15 protein-coding genes are annotated in these 16,727 nt (G+C 45.1%); 3 read left to right on the top strand and 12 right to left on the bottom strand.

Going from position 1 to position 16,727, the window contains the following annotated elements:
• Positions 1 to 74: 74 nt before the first annotated feature.
• The 8 genes from WN59_RS04770 to WN59_RS04735 form a co-directional block, all read right to left on the bottom strand.
• Positions 75 to 1,436 carry a GntT/GntP/DsdX family permease gene (locus WN59_RS04770; RefSeq protein WP_017549876.1) on the bottom strand — a complete coding sequence of 454 codons (1,362 nt, stop codon included), beginning with the start codon at positions 1,434 to 1,436 and terminating at the stop codon, positions 75 to 77.
• A gap of 20 nt (positions 1,437 to 1,456) precedes the next feature.
• Positions 1,457 to 2,605: a galactonate dehydratase gene (gene dgoD / locus WN59_RS04765; protein WP_046513454.1), complete on the bottom strand. Its 1,149-nt coding sequence runs from the start codon at positions 2,603 to 2,605 to the stop codon at positions 1,457 to 1,459.
• The gene (locus WN59_RS04760) at positions 2,602 to 3,225 is read right to left on the bottom strand and encodes a bifunctional 4-hydroxy-2-oxoglutarate aldolase/2-dehydro-3-deoxy-phosphogluconate aldolase (RefSeq protein WP_046513450.1); all 624 of its coding nucleotides are present in this window, start codon (positions 3,223 to 3,225) and stop codon (positions 2,602 to 2,604) included. Before WN59_RS04760 ends, dgoD begins: the two co-directional genes overlap by 4 nt.
• A gap of 11 nt (positions 3,226 to 3,236) precedes the next feature.
• On the bottom strand, positions 3,237 to 4,187 hold the full coding sequence (locus tag WN59_RS04755) for a sugar kinase (protein ID WP_231577117.1): 951 nt from the start codon (positions 4,185 to 4,187) through the stop codon (positions 3,237 to 3,239).
• Positions 4,184 to 4,942 (bottom strand): IclR family transcriptional regulator, encoded by a 759-nt coding sequence (locus tag WN59_RS04750; RefSeq protein WP_046513447.1) that lies wholly within the window; start codon positions 4,940 to 4,942, stop codon positions 4,184 to 4,186. The genes WN59_RS04755 and WN59_RS04750 overlap by 4 nt, the downstream gene beginning before the upstream one ends.
• 319 nt (positions 4,943 to 5,261) lie before the next feature.
• Positions 5,262 to 6,773, bottom strand: coding sequence for a sodium:solute symporter family protein (locus tag WN59_RS04745; RefSeq protein WP_052747274.1), 1,512 nt, complete (start codon positions 6,771 to 6,773; stop codon positions 5,262 to 5,264).
• The gene (locus WN59_RS04740; protein WP_046513441.1) at positions 6,773 to 7,018 is read right to left on the bottom strand and encodes a hypothetical protein; all 246 of its coding nucleotides are present in this window, start codon (positions 7,016 to 7,018) and stop codon (positions 6,773 to 6,775) included. The genes WN59_RS04745 and WN59_RS04740 overlap by 1 nt, the downstream gene beginning before the upstream one ends.
• A 183-nt stretch (positions 7,019 to 7,201) precedes the next feature.
• Positions 7,202 to 8,050 (bottom strand): fumarylacetoacetate hydrolase family protein, encoded by an 849-nt coding sequence (locus WN59_RS04735; protein ID WP_046513438.1) that lies wholly within the window; start codon positions 8,048 to 8,050, stop codon positions 7,202 to 7,204.
• A 172-nt stretch (positions 8,051 to 8,222) separates the two neighbouring features.
• Here WN59_RS04735 and WN59_RS04730 point away from each other — a divergent pair, with 172 nt between their 5' ends.
• Both WN59_RS04730 and WN59_RS04725 read left to right on the top strand, forming a co-directional pair.
• A complete protein-coding gene (locus WN59_RS04730) occupies positions 8,223 to 8,426 on the top strand; it encodes a helix-turn-helix transcriptional regulator (protein WP_046513435.1) in 204 nt (67 codons plus the stop codon).
• Positions 8,427 to 9,122, top strand: a complete 696-nt coding sequence (locus tag WN59_RS04725; RefSeq protein WP_046513432.1) for a DUF3169 family protein — start codon at positions 8,427 to 8,429, stop codon at positions 9,120 to 9,122. It abuts the gene before it with no gap.
• A gap of 84 nt (positions 9,123 to 9,206) precedes the next feature.
• Here WN59_RS04725 and pdxA read toward each other — a convergent pair whose 3' ends face one another.
• From pdxA to WN59_RS04705, 4 genes are all read right to left on the bottom strand, one after another.
• Positions 9,207 to 10,202 (bottom strand): 4-hydroxythreonine-4-phosphate dehydrogenase PdxA, encoded by a 996-nt coding sequence (gene pdxA, locus WN59_RS04720; RefSeq protein WP_046513428.1) that lies wholly within the window; start codon positions 10,200 to 10,202, stop codon positions 9,207 to 9,209.
• Positions 10,195 to 11,493 (bottom strand): four-carbon acid sugar kinase family protein, encoded by a 1,299-nt coding sequence (locus tag WN59_RS04715; RefSeq protein WP_046513425.1) that lies wholly within the window; start codon positions 11,491 to 11,493, stop codon positions 10,195 to 10,197. Before WN59_RS04715 ends, pdxA begins: the two co-directional genes overlap by 8 nt.
• Positions 11,494 to 11,520: 27 nt before the next feature.
• Positions 11,521 to 12,525 (bottom strand): 2-keto-3-deoxygluconate permease, encoded by a 1,005-nt coding sequence (locus tag WN59_RS04710; protein ID WP_046513421.1) that lies wholly within the window; start codon positions 12,523 to 12,525, stop codon positions 11,521 to 11,523.
• 160 nt (positions 12,526 to 12,685) lie between these two features.
• Positions 12,686 to 14,413, bottom strand: coding sequence for a sigma-54-dependent Fis family transcriptional regulator (locus tag WN59_RS04705; RefSeq protein ID WP_046513418.1), 1,728 nt, complete (start codon positions 14,411 to 14,413; stop codon positions 12,686 to 12,688).
• Positions 14,414 to 14,575: 162 nt separating this feature from the next.
• On the opposite strand from WN59_RS04705, the gene WN59_RS04700 reads away from it, so the two are divergent.
• Positions 14,576 to 16,660: a DUF262 domain-containing protein gene (locus WN59_RS04700; RefSeq protein ID WP_046513414.1), complete on the top strand. Its 2,085-nt coding sequence runs from the start codon at positions 14,576 to 14,578 to the stop codon at positions 16,658 to 16,660.
• Positions 16,661 to 16,727: the final 67 nt, after the last annotated feature.

Genomic DNA, 16,727 nt, shown 5'->3' with positions numbered 1-16,727 from the left:
ATTAGTTTCATTATATGTGTTTTTGGCGCTGTATACAAAAACCCCGCCGGAAGGCGGGGAAATTTCGTTTTTTGTCAGATGACAAGGCTAAGTATGAATACGACGACAAAGCCCGTCAGTCCGATGATGGTTTCCATGACCGTCCAGGACTTCAGCGTCTCCCCGGTGGTCATGCCGAAGAAACGGTTGACCAGCCAGAATCCGGAGTCGTTGACGTGGGACAGCACTGTCGCGCCGCTCGCAATTGAAATGGCGATCAGGCCGAGTTCCGGCTGGGTGACCGGACTGATATCGATGATCGGCGCCATGAGCCCGGCACCGGTCACCATCGCAACAGTCGCGGAACCCTGGGCGACGCGCACGAATGTCGTGATGACGAATGCTGCAACGACAAGCGGCAGCCCGGCACCGACAACCAAGTTGCCCATGACATCACCGACACCGCTCTGAATCAGAACTTCCTTGAACACACCACCGGCACCGGTAATCAGGATGATGATGCCCGCGGGTTCAAGCGCCTTCGTCGCGACTTCCTGCACTTCATCCCTGGTGTAGCCGCGCCTTGTGCCAAGCGTGATGAATGTAAGGACGACCGTAATGATCAGTGCCACGAATGGATGGCCGACGAACTGGATCGTTTCGGCGAACAGGTTACCAGAGTCCTCGCCGACAATCGCACCTGTCACTGTGTTGACGAGAATGAGGACGAGTGGGATCAGGATCAGGGTGAACACCAGAGTGAAGCTCGGCAGATCCTTCTTCTCCCTCACGGATGAAACCTCTTCATCGAGTTTCTGATAATCCGGGACTTCAAGATGTATTTTATCGCCGATATATTTACCGAACACCGGCCCTGCAAAGATCATTGCCGGAATTCCGGCCAGTATGCCGAACAGGATGACCCAGCCAAGATCGACGCTGAGCATTGCGGCGACCGTCATCGGACCTGGCGTCGGCGGTACGAAACTGTGCGCTACGGCAAGACCGGCAAGCAGCGGAATACCATAGTACAGCAATGATTTCTTCGTTTTTCGTGCCAATGAGTAGATGATCGGAATCAATATGACCAGTGCGACGTCCAGGAAGACCGGAATCGACACGAGGAATCCCGTAAAGCCGAGCGCCCACTGTGAGCGCTTCTCGCCGAACTTGTCGATGAGCGTCAGTGCGAGCCGTTCGGCACCGCCCGACACTTTCAGGACTTCACCGAACATGGCGCCGAGTCCGACGACGACAGCGATGAAACCCAGCGTCCCGCCCATCCCCGTTTCAATGACGTCGATGATGTCGAGTGGACTCATGCCGCTCGCAACACCGATGAAGAGTGATGCAATCAGCAATGAAACGAATGCGTGCAGCTTGATTTTCATGATCAGGAAAAGCAGCAATGCAATTCCGATGATGGTGGCTATGATCAGCCATGTTTCATGAGACATTTGTTATACCCCTTTCATTATTACCATTCTGCGATACTGCCGTCTGCATGCCTCCATACCGGGTTCTTCCAGTTATGGCCAATATGGCTGCGTTCGCGCACATAGTCTTCGTTGATTTCTATGCCGAGGCCCGGCCCATCCGGAATCTTCACATGACCATCCGTATACTCGAAGACTGACGGATCCTTGATGTAATCCAATATGTCATTCCCTTTGTTGTAATGGATGCCGAGGCTCTGTTCCTGGATGATGGCGTTATGGCAAGTCGCATCCACCTGCAGGCATGATGCCAGAGCAATCGGTCCGAGCGGACAGTGCGGTGCAGCAGCGACATCGAAGGCTTCCGCCATCGACATGATCTTCTTGCATTCCGTGATGCCGCCGGCATGCGACAGATCCGGCTGGATGATGTCCGCGTAGCCGTCACGGAGCAGTGTCTTGAACTGCCATTTCGAGAACATGCGCTCGCCGGTGGCGATCGGGATCGCGGTGTGCATCGCGATATCCCGCAGGTTCTCATTGTTCTCAGGCAGCACCGGCTCTTCTATGAACATCGGACGGAACTGCTCGAGTTCTTTCGCCAGCACTTTCGCCATGGGCTTGTGCACCCGGCCATGGAAGTCGATGCCGATGCCGAAGTCCCTGCCGCAGCTCCGGCGGATCGAATCGACGCGTTCAAGCACCATATCGACTTTGCCGTAGCTGTCGATGTACTGCAGTTCTTCGGTCGCGTTCATCTTTACAGCCGTGATGCCCTGGTTCTTAAGCTCAAGCGATGCTTCACCGACATCCGCCGGGCGGTCGCCGCCGACCCATGAATAGATTTTGATCCTATCCCGCGCCCTGCCGCCGAGCAGTTCGTGGACAGGGGCACCGTAATACTTGCCCTTGATGTCCCACAGGGCCTGGTCGATGCCGGAGATGGCACTCATGAGTATCGGCCCGCCGCGGTAGAATCCAGATCTGTACAGCTCGTTCCAGATGCCTTCAATCTCAAGGGGATCCCTGCCGATGAGCGTCTCCATCATTTCGATGACCGCCGCCTTGACGGTGGCCGCCTTGCCTTCGATGACAGGTTCGCCCCAGCCGACAAGTCCTTCGTCCGTCTCCACTTTCAGAAACAACCATCTCGGCGGTACGGTGAACAGTTCATAGCTTCTGATCTTCATTCCAATGCCTCCCTGAATTTGATTGCTCGCGTGCGCACATCTTCGAGCAGCGATCCGTCAACTTTCCCTTTCGGCACAAGTGCCGAACTGATGCCGAGCGCAGCGGCCCCTGCATCAAGAAACTCATTGATGTTGCCGGGCGTCACACCGCCGGTCGGCAGCAGTACAAGCTCGTTCATAGGCGCCAGTACATCCTTGATGTAGCCGGCACCGAGCCCGCCGGCCGGGAACACTTTGATCATCCCCGCCCCGGCTGCGTGGGCGTTATAGATTTCCGTCGGTGTGTAGCAGCCCGGGATGTACAGAACACCCCTGTCCCCTGAGAATTCCAGGACCTCTTTACTGTATACCGGTGACAGCAGGAATTCTGCCCCCGCGTCGATGCAGTCTCCCGCATCCTCCGTGTTCAATACAGTCCCCGCGCCCAGCACGATACCGTCGCCGAACTCTTCTTTGATCGCCTTCACAGTCGCTTTCGCATGCGGAGAATTCAAGGCGACTTCGATCACATTGAAGCCGCTGTCCACCAATGCACCGGCAATCTTCAGTGCATCCTCAGTATCGTATCCCCGCAGAATGCCGATCATCCTGTGATCCTTAATACGTTCCAGAACAGTCATCATCATCTCTCCTATCTGCTGACTTTTTCATCATCAAAATTCTCCATGGCCGCGCTCAGTCTATCCCCGGACGGAAAACCCTGGTAGTCTCCGACAAACTGTGTGATATATCCGCCAAGGAAGCAGGCCTTCCCGACCAGTTCGTCCGCTCTTTCATCATTCAGCAGCCCGGATACAATGCCCGCTGCAAATGCGTCCCCGGCGCCGACCGGATCGATCTCTTCGAACTGCTTCGGATTTTCCACCGAGCCCCTGACACCGTCGAAGTCATACACCGCACCGTCTTTGCCGAGTTTCAGGACCACCTTGCTGCAGCCGAGTTTCCGGAAGGACTTGAGCGCCTCCTCCGGCCGCATCTTACCAAGCAGAATATCCACCTCATCCCTGCCGGCAATCAGGCAGTCGACATGGGGCAGGAATTCGAGGATTGTTTCCCGCGCTTCCTTTTCGGACCACATCTTGAGCCGTATGTTGGGATCGAAGACGACTGTTACATCATCCCCGGCCAATCGTACCGCTTCAAAGAGCATCTCTTTCGCAGAGCTGCTCAGGGACAGTGTAATCCCCGTCAGATAAAGGACTTTCGCACGCCTTATAACATCCATATCAATGTCCCGGATATCCATATTGCTCGCTGCCGAATCCTCCCGGTAGTACGTAACATCCACACTGCCGTCCGGCAATATCTGCTTGAAGAACACCCCGGTGCGCTTATCCTTATGAATTACATGCGATGTATCCACATTTTCCGCACGCACTTTGTGGAGGATCAGTTCCCCCAATTCATCCTCACCGAGGGCCGATATCCAGGACGTCCCATGCCCGAGCCGGCTGAGTCCGATCAGCGTATTCATTTCCGCCCCGGCAACATAAGGTTTGAAGCTGTCCGCATGACGGATATATCCTTTCGGCTCATTGACCAGAGCCACCATCGATTCACCGATTCCGATCACTTCCATCATATGACACCTCCCGCATACCCCTGGGTTTCGGAAATCCTTCCGGCCGCCCGGGTAATCTCTTCAATCACAGCCTGCTTTTTATCAAGCATCCTCGGCTTCGAACCCGCACAGCTGATGGCAGCCACCATCCTGCCCTGATCGCCGAAGACCGGTGCCGCAACACAGTAAACCCCGATATCATTCTCCTCATCGTCTATCGAAAAGCCCTGTTCCCTGTATTCAGCAGTCAACCCAGCAAGCTCCTCCCGGTCAGTGATGGTATGGGATGTATAGGAAGTGAGAGTAATGGTATCCATCAGTTCCCGTCTCACATCCTCCATCTCAAATGCCAGGAATGCCTTGCCGAGGCCCGTGCAGTGGAGCGGCTTGCGCATGCCAGGCTGTGCCGTCGTCCGCGCCGACTCATCACTGTCCACCTTCGCAAGGTAGATGATTTCATCCATGGAGCGGATCGCAAGAAAGACCGTCTCCCCCGTCTTTTGCACCGTTTCGCTCAATATAGAAATTGACGCGCTGTATATATCATTGCCCGTACGCGCCCTGTTGCCTGCAGTGATCAGCTTGTGCCCAAGCTTGTACACATTCCCTTCCGTACGGGCCAGGTAATCTTTGCGCGTCATCGTCCCCAGAAGCTGGGACATGCTGCTTTTCGGTATTCCCAGTTCACCGGATAATTCCATCAGCGTCGCCCCCTTCTCCGTTGCCGTCAAATAATCAATTATTTCCAAAACTCTTTCCGCTGACTTCACGGACATCCAATCGCCTCCTGTTCACATATATGAACTTAATTCTTGTATATGAACTTACTTATTAATATAATACTGCACTAAAAGCATGTCAACAGAAAATGTAAAGGCTTTCAAAATGATTGCTTCATAAAGAAAGAGGGGCTGGGACAAAACGATTCCCGTCATAAATAAGCCGAACGTCAGCTTTTCTGGGGCATCGCGTGAGCCTGTAGTCTCACGCAGATGCTATTCCCCTGGAAGTCTAACGTCCGGCTTATAAAGTATAACCGATTATTTATATATATCTTCAGGACTTATGTCCAGCCTCCTCCGTTCTTCCTCACTCCTAATGGTCCTGCAGTGACTGAATGGGTGATACTTCCACAGTATCCGCTTCCACATTCTCTCCTGCCGCATCTCCGAACACCAGGCTTCCCCCGGTGTATATTGCGAGATTCAGCATCAGTCCCCATATGCCGCTGAAGATGCCGAGCGGCTTCATGCCGGTAAAGGTGAAGAAGGCGGCCAGCAGGGTGCCGGCAAGCATTCCGGCAAAGACGGATTTCGCATGACTCCGCTGCCAGTATATGCCCAGGATTATGGCCGGTGCAACCTGGACCAGTATTTCCAGTTTAAGAACGAATACCTGGTATAATGTTGCCGGCGGATTCCACGCAATGACAAGCAGGAATGCAACCGCTGCGACCCCGAGAATTTTACCGACCATGATCTTGCGGCTGTCGGAGGCACCGGGATTGATGTATCTGCCGTAGAGGTCCTTGGAAATGATAGACGAGAAAGTAAGCAGCACTGAATCGGCTGTCGAGACGATTGCCGCGATAATCCCCCCGAAGAGCAGTACCATAGCGACATAGAATATGATGTTCTCGTTGGCTATAACACTCGCCATCATGCCGACGACCTGTTCGGATTCCGCAACAGACAAGTCAGGAAAGGCAGTATAGGCCAGTATCCCTATGATGAATACCACACCGGCTGTAAGGAATGGCATCCATGCCATCTGCGTCAGTGATTTCTTCAGCGCCCGCTCATTCTTCGCAGAGAAGATCCTCTGTATGGCGTTCGGGTAAACAGCTGCACCAAAACCGACAAGGAGCAGGAAATTGCTCCACGTGACCAGCCCGACACCTTCCGGCACACCGAGGTTCTCAGGAGAATATGTCCTGATGTAATCCCCCGCTTCCGGCAGCCCGCCAAAGTAGAGGATCGTACCGATCAGCAGCATGAACACGCCGACCAAAAGGGCAATCCCCTGCATCGTATCCGTATAGGCCACCGAACGCATGCCTCCGAGCCAGCCGTATATGATCATGATGGTAATGAAGAAGATCACACCAACCTGGTAGGGGACGGTGCCGTCTGTCAGGCCGGCCACCCCCTGTCCAATTGCGATCAGCTGCTCCAGAAGGAAATTCCCCAGGGCGTACAGCATGATGACGGCACCCAATATGGACACAGCCTTCGACTTGAAACGCAGTTGCAGCCAGTCCACCGGCGTCACAATATTATGCTTTCTGCTTATCTTATACAATCTCGGGGCATAGAGCAGATACACGAGGACAATCATGATGAAGAAAGGGACTGTGACCAGATTCGCGTAACCGACACGATATGCCTCTGCTGAATATCCGATGACCGTATTACCACTGTATTGCGTCGCAAAGAATGTAAAAAACAGTACCAGAGTACCGAGGCTTCTGCCGCCCAGATAATACTCGTCCAGGCTGCCATGTATTTTCTTATTCCGCAAAAACGTAGTGACACCAATCGCCAGCATCGTTATGCCGTAAAAAAGCATGATCAGGATGCCTGACATTCCTGAAAAAGCCAATTCCATCACTTATCCTCCTCCCTGTCTGGAACTTCATCCGATTCATCCCAGTGATACTTGATGACATAAGTAATATGGAGGGACAGCAGCACCGTGACTCCCATAATCACAAGTGCCCACAACGGCACACCATAAATAAGCACCGGGTCGCCGCCTGCTGGAAAATACCAGGGATTCAATAATATGAATATTATGCCGAAAACGATCCAGATCTTATAATTCCTGACCGGCTCCCGCTTCTCACGTTGCATACAACCACACTCCTCTTTTTAAGACTTGCTCATAAAACCATGTTCCATGACATTTATCGATACAATATCACTTTTTAATCCAATATTCTATATTTTCTGAATTATTAATAAATGAAAACGTTTCCTTATTATATAAAAGAAAACCGGACATGCTGCAGCATGTCCGGTTGGCTTCCTTTTCAATTATTCCATTGTCATCTTCGTCGAGAGACGCCCCAGCCCTTCTATCTCCACCGTCACTTCATCACCCGCTTCAAGCCACGGCTTATCTGCTTCATATCCCATTGCCACCCCTTCAGGCGTTCCTGTCAAAATGACATCACCCGGCTTGAGCGTCATGTATCTGGATGCGTAACTGATAATCTGCCGGCAGTTGAATATCATATCCCCCGTGTTGGACTCCTGCCGCCTCACCCCATTCACGCTGCAGCGTATACCCAGCCTGTCCGGATCTTCGATTTCATCTTTCGTCACGATGTATGGACCGAGCGGGCAGAACCCATCCAGTGATTTGCCGAGCAGCCACTGACCACTCCGCATCTGGAATGTCCGCTCAGACAGATCATTAGAGCAGGCATAGCCGAAAACATGGTCGAGCGCATCTTCTTCCGAAACGCCTTTTGCCTCTTTGCCGATGACGATGGCAAGCTCCGCTTCGTAGTCCACCTGTGTCGCTTCCCGGGGTATTGCCACCTTTTCCCCATGACCCGAAAGGGCGTTTTTATACTTGCTGAACAATATCGGATATTCCAGCGCCGGCATATTCGACTCATCGGCATGCTTCTGATAGTTCAGTCCCACGCATATGATCTTCTCCATGCAGTTGATCGCCGGGCCGTATTTCAGACTGCCCGTATCCAGAAAGTAATCCGAATTTTCCTCAAGCGCAAAATCAAGAAATTCACTCAATCCTTCATTTCTTTCAATCGCTTCAATCATAGTTGGATACGAACCGGAAATATCAAGCACACCCTTATCGGTTGATACAGCCGGTCTCGGTTTTCCATCTTTATAAAAGGTCAACAGTTTCATTCATTTTCCTCCTCAGCATGCATATACAATCCACTGCATTATATCATAATATTCTGAAATTATTGGCACATACTTTTAGATTTGTATATTTGACAATTAATAAAAACATTTTGACCAATAAACTTGTCATTATGACAAGTTTACGTTACGCTGAAGATGCAGAGGTGATGATATGAAAACAAGGATAAGGGAACTGCGTGCAAGGGACGGCCTTAACCAGACCGAACTTGCCAGACTCGCCAAAATCTCCAGACAGACCGTAAGCCTGATTGAACGGGAGGAATACATCCCTTCCCTCCTGATCGCAAAACGCATGGCGAAAATTTTCGACGAAACGATAGAAAGCATTTTCTTATTTGATGAGGAGGAGATCTAGATGGACAAGAAAAAGAAATCATTCCTGTCATTCGTCCCGTATTTTCTGGGCGGACTGATAGTCGGGATGTTCATATTGAATTTTGAGGCATTGAGCGGGATCGGAACCTTCACTACCGAACTGAGCATCACCGGCCTCGCTGCCGCCGCAATCTTTACAGCGCTCGGCATATCGGGGTTCTTCCAGTTGAAAAGCCACGCATCAAAGCGGGGTGGTGATATGGATGAAGATGAATCCGAACAGTATATGTACAGGAAATATGCCGACAATTCCCTCTGCATACAGACCGGGCTGGTTCTCAGCCTCCTGGTGACCGGCGTTGCCATCATCCAGCAGACAGATGCATGGATATTTACCGCTTCAGGGATCACGATGATCGCCGCACTGCTGTTTTTATTCCTCCTGCCGACACTGTTGCACGTAATGTACCCGGAACGCGACCTGCCATCATCCAGCGATTCGGACTTCGCAGACAAACTGCTGCATGCCTCTGACGAAGGTGAACGTCACGTCATGCTCGAAGGGCTGTACAAAACATTCAATACGATCAACGGCGCATTATTCCTCGGCCTCATAATCCTGATGATGTATTCCATATCCACAGGAGACAACCAGATATTCGGCATGATTGTCATCGCAGCAGTGCTCATCACCGCAAATGTCAGATATGTGACGTCAATCAGAGATAAGGTGTAAAAATAAGAAATCAGACTGCCACCCAGTAGTTAATGGATGGCAGTCTGATTTTTTAATTATTTATATTTTCTTTGAAAATGAAATTCATTTTTTAGGAGCCAGTTCTATAGCCTGATTCAGTGCTTCAAGCATGCTTCTTTCGTCCACAATACCTTTCCCGGCGATGTCAAATGCAGTGCCATGATCCACACTCGTTCTGATTATCGGCAACCCAACTGTAATGTTAACACCTGCTTCTAAGCCTAACACTTTGATTGGACCATGACCTTGGTCGTGATACATTGCCACAACAATATCGAAATCGCCTCTTTGAGCACGGAAGAATAATGTATCAGCCGGTAATGGACCCTCTACATCAACACCCGCTCCCAAAGCCTTATCTACTGCAGGAATAACCTTTTCCTCTTCTTCTCCATATCCGAAAAGACCGTTTTCACCAGCATGGGGATTTATACCACATACACCAATTTTAGGATTCTGTATTCCCGCTTTTTTCAAAGTATCGTTAGCCAAATTTATAACTTTTAGCACCCTTTCAGGTTCAATGCTGTTGATTGCATCAATAAGTCCCATGTGAGTTGTTACATGGATTACTTTCAGTTTTGGAGAAGACAGCATCATTGAAAAGTCTTCAGTATCTGTTAACTCAGCCAAAATTTCTGTGTGGCCCGGATAATTATGCCCGCCTTTATGCAAAGCTTCTTTATTTAAAGGTGCTGTACAAATGGCATCGATTTTTTCAGAATTAGCAAGCTCAATTGCAGTCTTTAAATACTGGAATGCCCCATCACCTGCTGTAGCAGAAACTTCTCCAAACGCTAGATCCTCGGGGATTAAATCGAGATCATAGCAATAAACTTTGTTATCTTCAAGCTTATTGAAATTGAAATCACTATCGATTTTAACGGTTTTAAAATCAGCTTGTAACAATCCAGCTGCTCTCTCCAACATCTTAAGATCCCCTATGACGATTGGATGACATCTCTCCAGTATATCGGTATGAGCCAAACTTTTAACTATAATTTCCGGACCAACTCCAGATGCATCCCCCATAGTAATTCCTATAATTGGTTTATTCATCTCTCAAAACTCCTTTAAGTTCCATCATTGCATTGTATATTGATCCTGTACGTCCAAAGGCCCCCGCTTTAGTAACAACGAAGTACTCTTCAGATGGTCCGATCAATGTCCCCAGTGGAATACCTGTTTCAATCTGTTTTATCAATTGTATTCCTATTCCACCCAGTTTAACTGCAGTATCTTTTGCCGTATCGCCACCGGTCAAAACAAGCCCGTTAACGTTTTGATTTTCTTTGATAATCTGGTATGCAAGCGAAGACACTTCTTCGGAAATGATATTGCTTATTTGATTTTCTTTAAATCCTTGCTCTAAACCTTTCCGCTTCGCTTCTTTTCTGACGTCCTCATTTGAAGGCAGATATATCACTAAATCTGAGTAATCGCTTAATATCCTTCTACCCATTTGAACAATACGTTTACTGTATTCACTCCAATTTCCATCAAATATTTGCACAGTATCAACTTCGACACTCTCTATGTTCTCCTGAGCAATTGCATATTTGATTTGCTTTTGAGTTACACTGGAAAGGCTCCCGCAAATAGTGAGGACTTGATTGGCTTGTATATTCCTTCGTTGAGAATCTAAATTGGAAATTCCTAATACTTCCGGTAATACCTCTGCTAAACCTGCTGAACCCGCCCATAATATATTGTTTGAGAGTTCCACCATATATTTTGCCGCCAGCTCTAAATCAGATTCCTCAACAGCATCACATACTAAATATGAAATACCTGCTTCTTTACATTTAGTTATTTTATCATTGAATTTTTCAAATCCATTTCTTAGATCATCAAGTGTCAATGTAGCCATTTCTACATCAATTGTATCTGAGAATATTGTTGGTATGTGTGACTTTGTCACAGGATGGACAGGGTCATTACTTATTTCAGTATTCTCTATTTTTTCTTCTTTTAAATAATGCGAGCCGTCTACAGTAGTCCTTTCCAAAGCAGGAAAAGCAGGTGCTACAAATACATATTCCGGTTGTATCTCTTTATATATAGCTTCTATCTCTCTTGCAATATGCCCTCTGATGGTTGAATCCATCTTTTTATAAATATACTGGTAATCATTGTGTTTGAGAAAGTTCGCAGCCAAGTTGCTCTTATTTACTGCTTCTTCAACAGAAAGAGACCTTGAATCTGTATTTATAACAATGGCTTCATCTAACTCCACTTCCCCTGTAGGCAAATCAAAAAATACAGAGGTCGTTAGTCCTTTTTCAGTCAACTGGACACCACTGTCATTAGCACCAGTCAGATCATCCGATATGATTCCGATTTTCCTCAATTGAATCCCTCTTTATAGCTACTTATTTTATGCTGTATGACGTTTTTCTTCTCCTGTCATATAATCGTCAGGGATTTTAACTCCCTTTTTCTCCAATCTTTTGACCAAGAATCCTATAAAGACAGGCAGTAATAGCGCAGTAGTTACCGTTGAAGCAGCAACTTGAACAGTTGCAATCTCCACATGTGTGGCGAAGGCTGAGCTTGCTGCTGCAATTGCAGCAGGAGTCGCCACTGCATTACCTGCAGTAGATCCTTCAGATGCGCCTACCACTGGGTTCCATTTCATAGCTTTGAACACAAAATAACCGGCTGAACCAGTAACAAAAACCGTCAATAATCCAAGTATTATTCCACCCAGACCGCCTTCGATAATTGCACCAAAGTCAATTCCCATACCTAATGCAAATGCAAAGAAAGGTATCAGCATCGCACTTCCACTATTTAAGAAGTCACGCATTTCATCATCCAGGTTTCCTAAGATCATCCCTACCACGATAGGCAGAAGAACAGCAATGAATGAAATTGGTGAAAATAATCCATCAACGAATCCCATTATCCCAAAGATGGAAAGAGCAACCATCGTTAGGAATGGACCATCATTCAATGCAAGCAAAGAATATGCTGCTCTATCTGTTTTATCACCATATTGACCAACGAGAGCGACATATAAACCGCCATTACTGTTCGTCATAGCTGCAATAATCGCAACAGGTGCAAGTCCCATAAATAATCCATTTGAATCCGCTAACATGAATGCCAGTAAACCAACAGTTCCGCCGACCAACCATTTAACAAACAACAACGTAGCACCTTTACCTAGACTGACACCGACATTTCTAAAATTGATTTGAGCGCCAGTACATAATAGGAACAATGCAATAAGTGCGTTTGCTCCATCAACAAATAATGCTTCGGTGAAGTTACCTATTCTCAGCAATTCCGGAAAGAAAGTATTTATAAGTGCAGCCAAGATTAATGGTACAACCATCATTCCTCCAGGAATTCTTTCTAATCCTGCTTTTATTCTCATCTCCACGCCTCCAATTGTATTATTTTGCAACATATAATTAATATAAAGCGTTTACAAAATATATTATATTCTAATAAGTTGTTATTTGCAACATGTTTGTATTTAAAATAATAAGAAAAAAACAAAAAAGCAACACAAGTTTTTCACTTGTGTTGCTTTTTCAATCATTTAATTTTCGCCAAAGAGTACTCCGATTTATCCCAAGTATCTTAGCGGTCTTTGATTGATTTCCTTTTTCTCTTTCCATGACTTTTTGTATAACTTGCTTTTCAATGTCTCTCAGATTACCTATTTTCAAGTTTATTTCATCATTATCCTTGAGCGATGAATAAATATTTAAAATCTCAACATCTTTCAGTTCAATGTAATGCCCCTGTATTGAAGAACTAATTTCATCGATAACCTGTTTCAATTGAGTGATATTCCCACTCCAGAAAAAATCTTCTAAATAGGCTAAGGCGTCTTCTTTCACACCCAGTATTTCCAATCCTTTTTTAGCATTCAATTCACTCAGATAATAGTTCATGAAATATTTTATATCTTCCGGACGCTCTCTCAGAGGGGGTAAATGTATGCTTCTCGCACTGACCATTCCACCAATATTTCCTACGACAGGATTTCCCTCACCATTTGTGACCTTACTTAAATTATAAGTCAGAAATACTTGAACGCCGTGGTTGATCAGCCTGAGAATTTCCTTTTGCTTTTCTGTAGAAAGGCTTACTACATTATTTATCATGATGCTCCCCCGTGCGACTCTGCTTACATGTGATCGTACTTCATCTGATATACCGTCCGTTAAATCTTGTCCATCTACTACATAAAAAGGGATGCCAGCTCCGAATTTCCTGTAATGGATGGCCTTGGCAACTGTATTTTTTCCTGTTCCATTCTCACCGATTAAAGAAATAACGCCTTCACTTTCACTGTATCTAGTGATTATTTCTTTTAGCTTACGCACACATTCACTATTTCCAATTAAATGTGGATTTTCTATGACCTCTTCCCTTTTAATAGTCTCCACATTAAACTGATTCTTTACAACCTCTATGATGATTCCTTGAATTTTTTCCGACGATTCCAAAGGAAACCCTTTTGCGATGAGACTCAAAGAATTATTCTTATCATAAAAAATATTTTCCTGGTTTTCATTTATATTTTTGAGAAAATCATAGAATTCCCGCTCCGCTGTTATACCAGTTTGCACCAGCTCGTTTGTGTATGCATTATTTTGAAAAATAATTTCTTCATCCCCGTTCAAGACTACTGTCGGTAAAGGGAAAGATTCAAATAATTTCTGGGTGGTCAAATATTTGGCTCTATTGCTTTTAAGCAAGTTAGACATACGGATTCCCATTTCAAATGAATCCAGGACAGCTTCTTTTCCTGATGTTAGTAGAATTCCTCGCATGCCTACTTTTTGAGCATGAGTGACCGTCACTACGTCACCAATGACCATGGAATATCCTTCTGTCTTTAAATCATGTAATGTTTCTTCTACTTCCTCCTGAGATTCAATAGTTACCAAAGTCACATCGTATTCCAGAATACTGCAGATTGTTGCCGCTCCTTCTGAAATGTTGGGGAAACCGACTAACGCAACCTTTGTATCGATACCGGTAATCATCGTGAATATCCGAAGGATGTCATAGCCTGTTATATCAATATGAATAACAGGAATAGATACCGTATTTTCAATTTTAGTCGCAGTTCCGCCGCGACTGATAATGAAATCAAATCCACCTTTTTCAGCCTCAGCTGCTATTTTGGCACCTTCATCCAAATTACCAACTTTGACTTCGACATCTAATTCATTTGGAAGTTCCATATTATTGACGATGTTAGCCAATCCTTGATATGGAGCGATAAACATTACTTTTCTTCTCATCTGATTACCTCTTTGTGTTGCATATTTCAACGCTAGCTTATCATATATTATAATACTCTTAAAATAACAAAATATATTTGTTACTAAATAGCCTATTTTTTCATTACGTAACTATTTAAGTTACAGTAATAGTAATGATTATCATTTAAAGGACGTGTTTTGATGGAAGGCAATGTCAGACATATAAGCGAATATTTGCGAGGAGCAACTAAATTAGTTATCCCTGTATACCAAAGAAACTATGATTGGCAAAAAGAGAACTGTATAAAACTTATAGAGGATTTAATCAGCCTACATAACGAAGGGAAACAAACGCATTTTTTTGGCACTATTGTTGTAAAACCAGGCGACTACTCTCAAGACATCATAATCATTGATGGTCAGCAACGCATCACCACAATATCCCTGCTGCTTCTGGCGATGAAAAACTATATGTTAGCCAACAAAATAGAGCAAAGAATTATAAACCCAAATAACCTAAATGATGGTTTTCTGATTAATAGTTTCAGCAGTGACATTGATAAGCAGAAACTAAAATCAAATCCTCGTGATTTTGAAGCCTATAAAAAATTATATGACGATCCGAGAGTGCACATTCAAGCCTCAAATATCACTATGAACTATAATTATTTTTATGAAAGGCTCGAAAACATCAACATCAGTCTTGATGAGCTGTTTGAATCTATCAACAAGCTTCAAGTGATGGTAGTGAACTTAAATTCACCTAACGACGATCCACAACTTATTTTCGAAAGTCTGAATTCAACCGGCGTTGACCTGACCAATGCAGATAAAATTAGAAACTATCTTCTTATGAATGAACCTCAAGATTCTCAGAATGAATTGTTCGTTAATTACTGGCAGCCGATAGAAGAAAGAACACATTTGAAAATATCTGATTTCTTCAAGGATTTTCTTACATTAAAAGAAGGCCGTACACCCGTTATCGCCAAAGTGTATGAGGCTTTTGTTGAGTATTATTCAAAAATCGAAACTGGAGCCGACTCAAGCTCAAATATTAAAAAAGACTTCTTTAAAGAACTGGCAGAGTATTCGATAGCTTATGAACATATATTGAAATTCAACACTGACAACAAAGACATAAACGAGTTTTTGAAACGGCTGAATTTCGTTAATGTCACAGTCGCATTCCCGTTTGTACTGGGAATCCTCAAAGACTACTCAGATAATAAAATTGAAGCATCACAGGTCACAGCAATCTTTAATATTATTGAATCCTATATAGCCAGACGCCTGATTACTGCAATTCCTTCAAACGCATTGAACAAAATATTCGCGACATTGTATAAAGATTTGAAAAAACATATGGCAAAAACAGAAGGCACTGTATCCGAATCCGAAATCGTAGCGTATATCCTGCTGTCCAAATCCAGCACCGGCAGATTTCCGTCCAATCAGGAAGTTGAAGAAAGTCTTAAATCCAGGAATATGTATAACATCAGCCCCAAAATCAGAACGTATGTATTTGAAAGGCTTGAAAACTATGACCATATGGAAAATCTAAACATATACGATGGGATACAGGAACAGATTTACAGCATTGAGCATATTATGCCACAAACTTTAAACAAGGAATGGATCAATGAACTAGGTACAAACTATCAGGAAGTCCATGACTCATATCTAAACTCGATAGGTAACCTGACCATCACAGCGTATAACTCACAGTACAGTAATCGGCCTTTCAAAGAGAAACAGTCCATTCCAAAAGGCTTTAAAGAAAGCCATTTTGCATTTTTGAATCGTCTCCCTGCAGAAAAAGAAAACTGGGGAAAAGCTGAAATCCTGGAAAGAAGAAACACAATAATCCAAAGAGCCCTGGATATTTGGAATTACCCAGCCACAACTTATGAACCCGTTAACGACAATCAAGAACTCGTCATTTTCGATGGGACTCAGACCTTCAATAATGTAAAAATCAAAGGGTATACCTTCATGGACGATAGATATGTACCAATAAATACATGGAGAGCATTCATGATTGAAATAGTAAAGATGTTAGCTGCAAAAGATGTTAACCCACTATTGGAATTTGTAAAAGCAAATGAGTCAGGTTTAGACCTCCAATTCTACGAACAACCCGGTAAAGGAAGAGCACAAATACTCCCAGGTATATATATGAATATCAACTATGGCAACAGCAGTAAAATGCGACTTTTAAAGATGATGTTTGATGTTTATGAAATTGATTATGATGAATTAACTGTAGATATTATATCAAGTTAATTTGGTGTTATAACAAAGCATCCCGTGATTCTCACGGGATGCTTTTTAACACTTCAATCTGTCCATT

The sequence above is a fragment of the Salinicoccus sediminis genome (genome assembly GCF_000986795.1).
Taxonomy (GTDB): domain Bacteria; phylum Bacillota; class Bacilli; order Staphylococcales; family Salinicoccaceae; genus Salinicoccus; species Salinicoccus sediminis.
The sequence above is the reverse complement of the archived record's forward strand: the minus strand, read 5'-3'. Positions and strand labels throughout refer to the sequence as shown.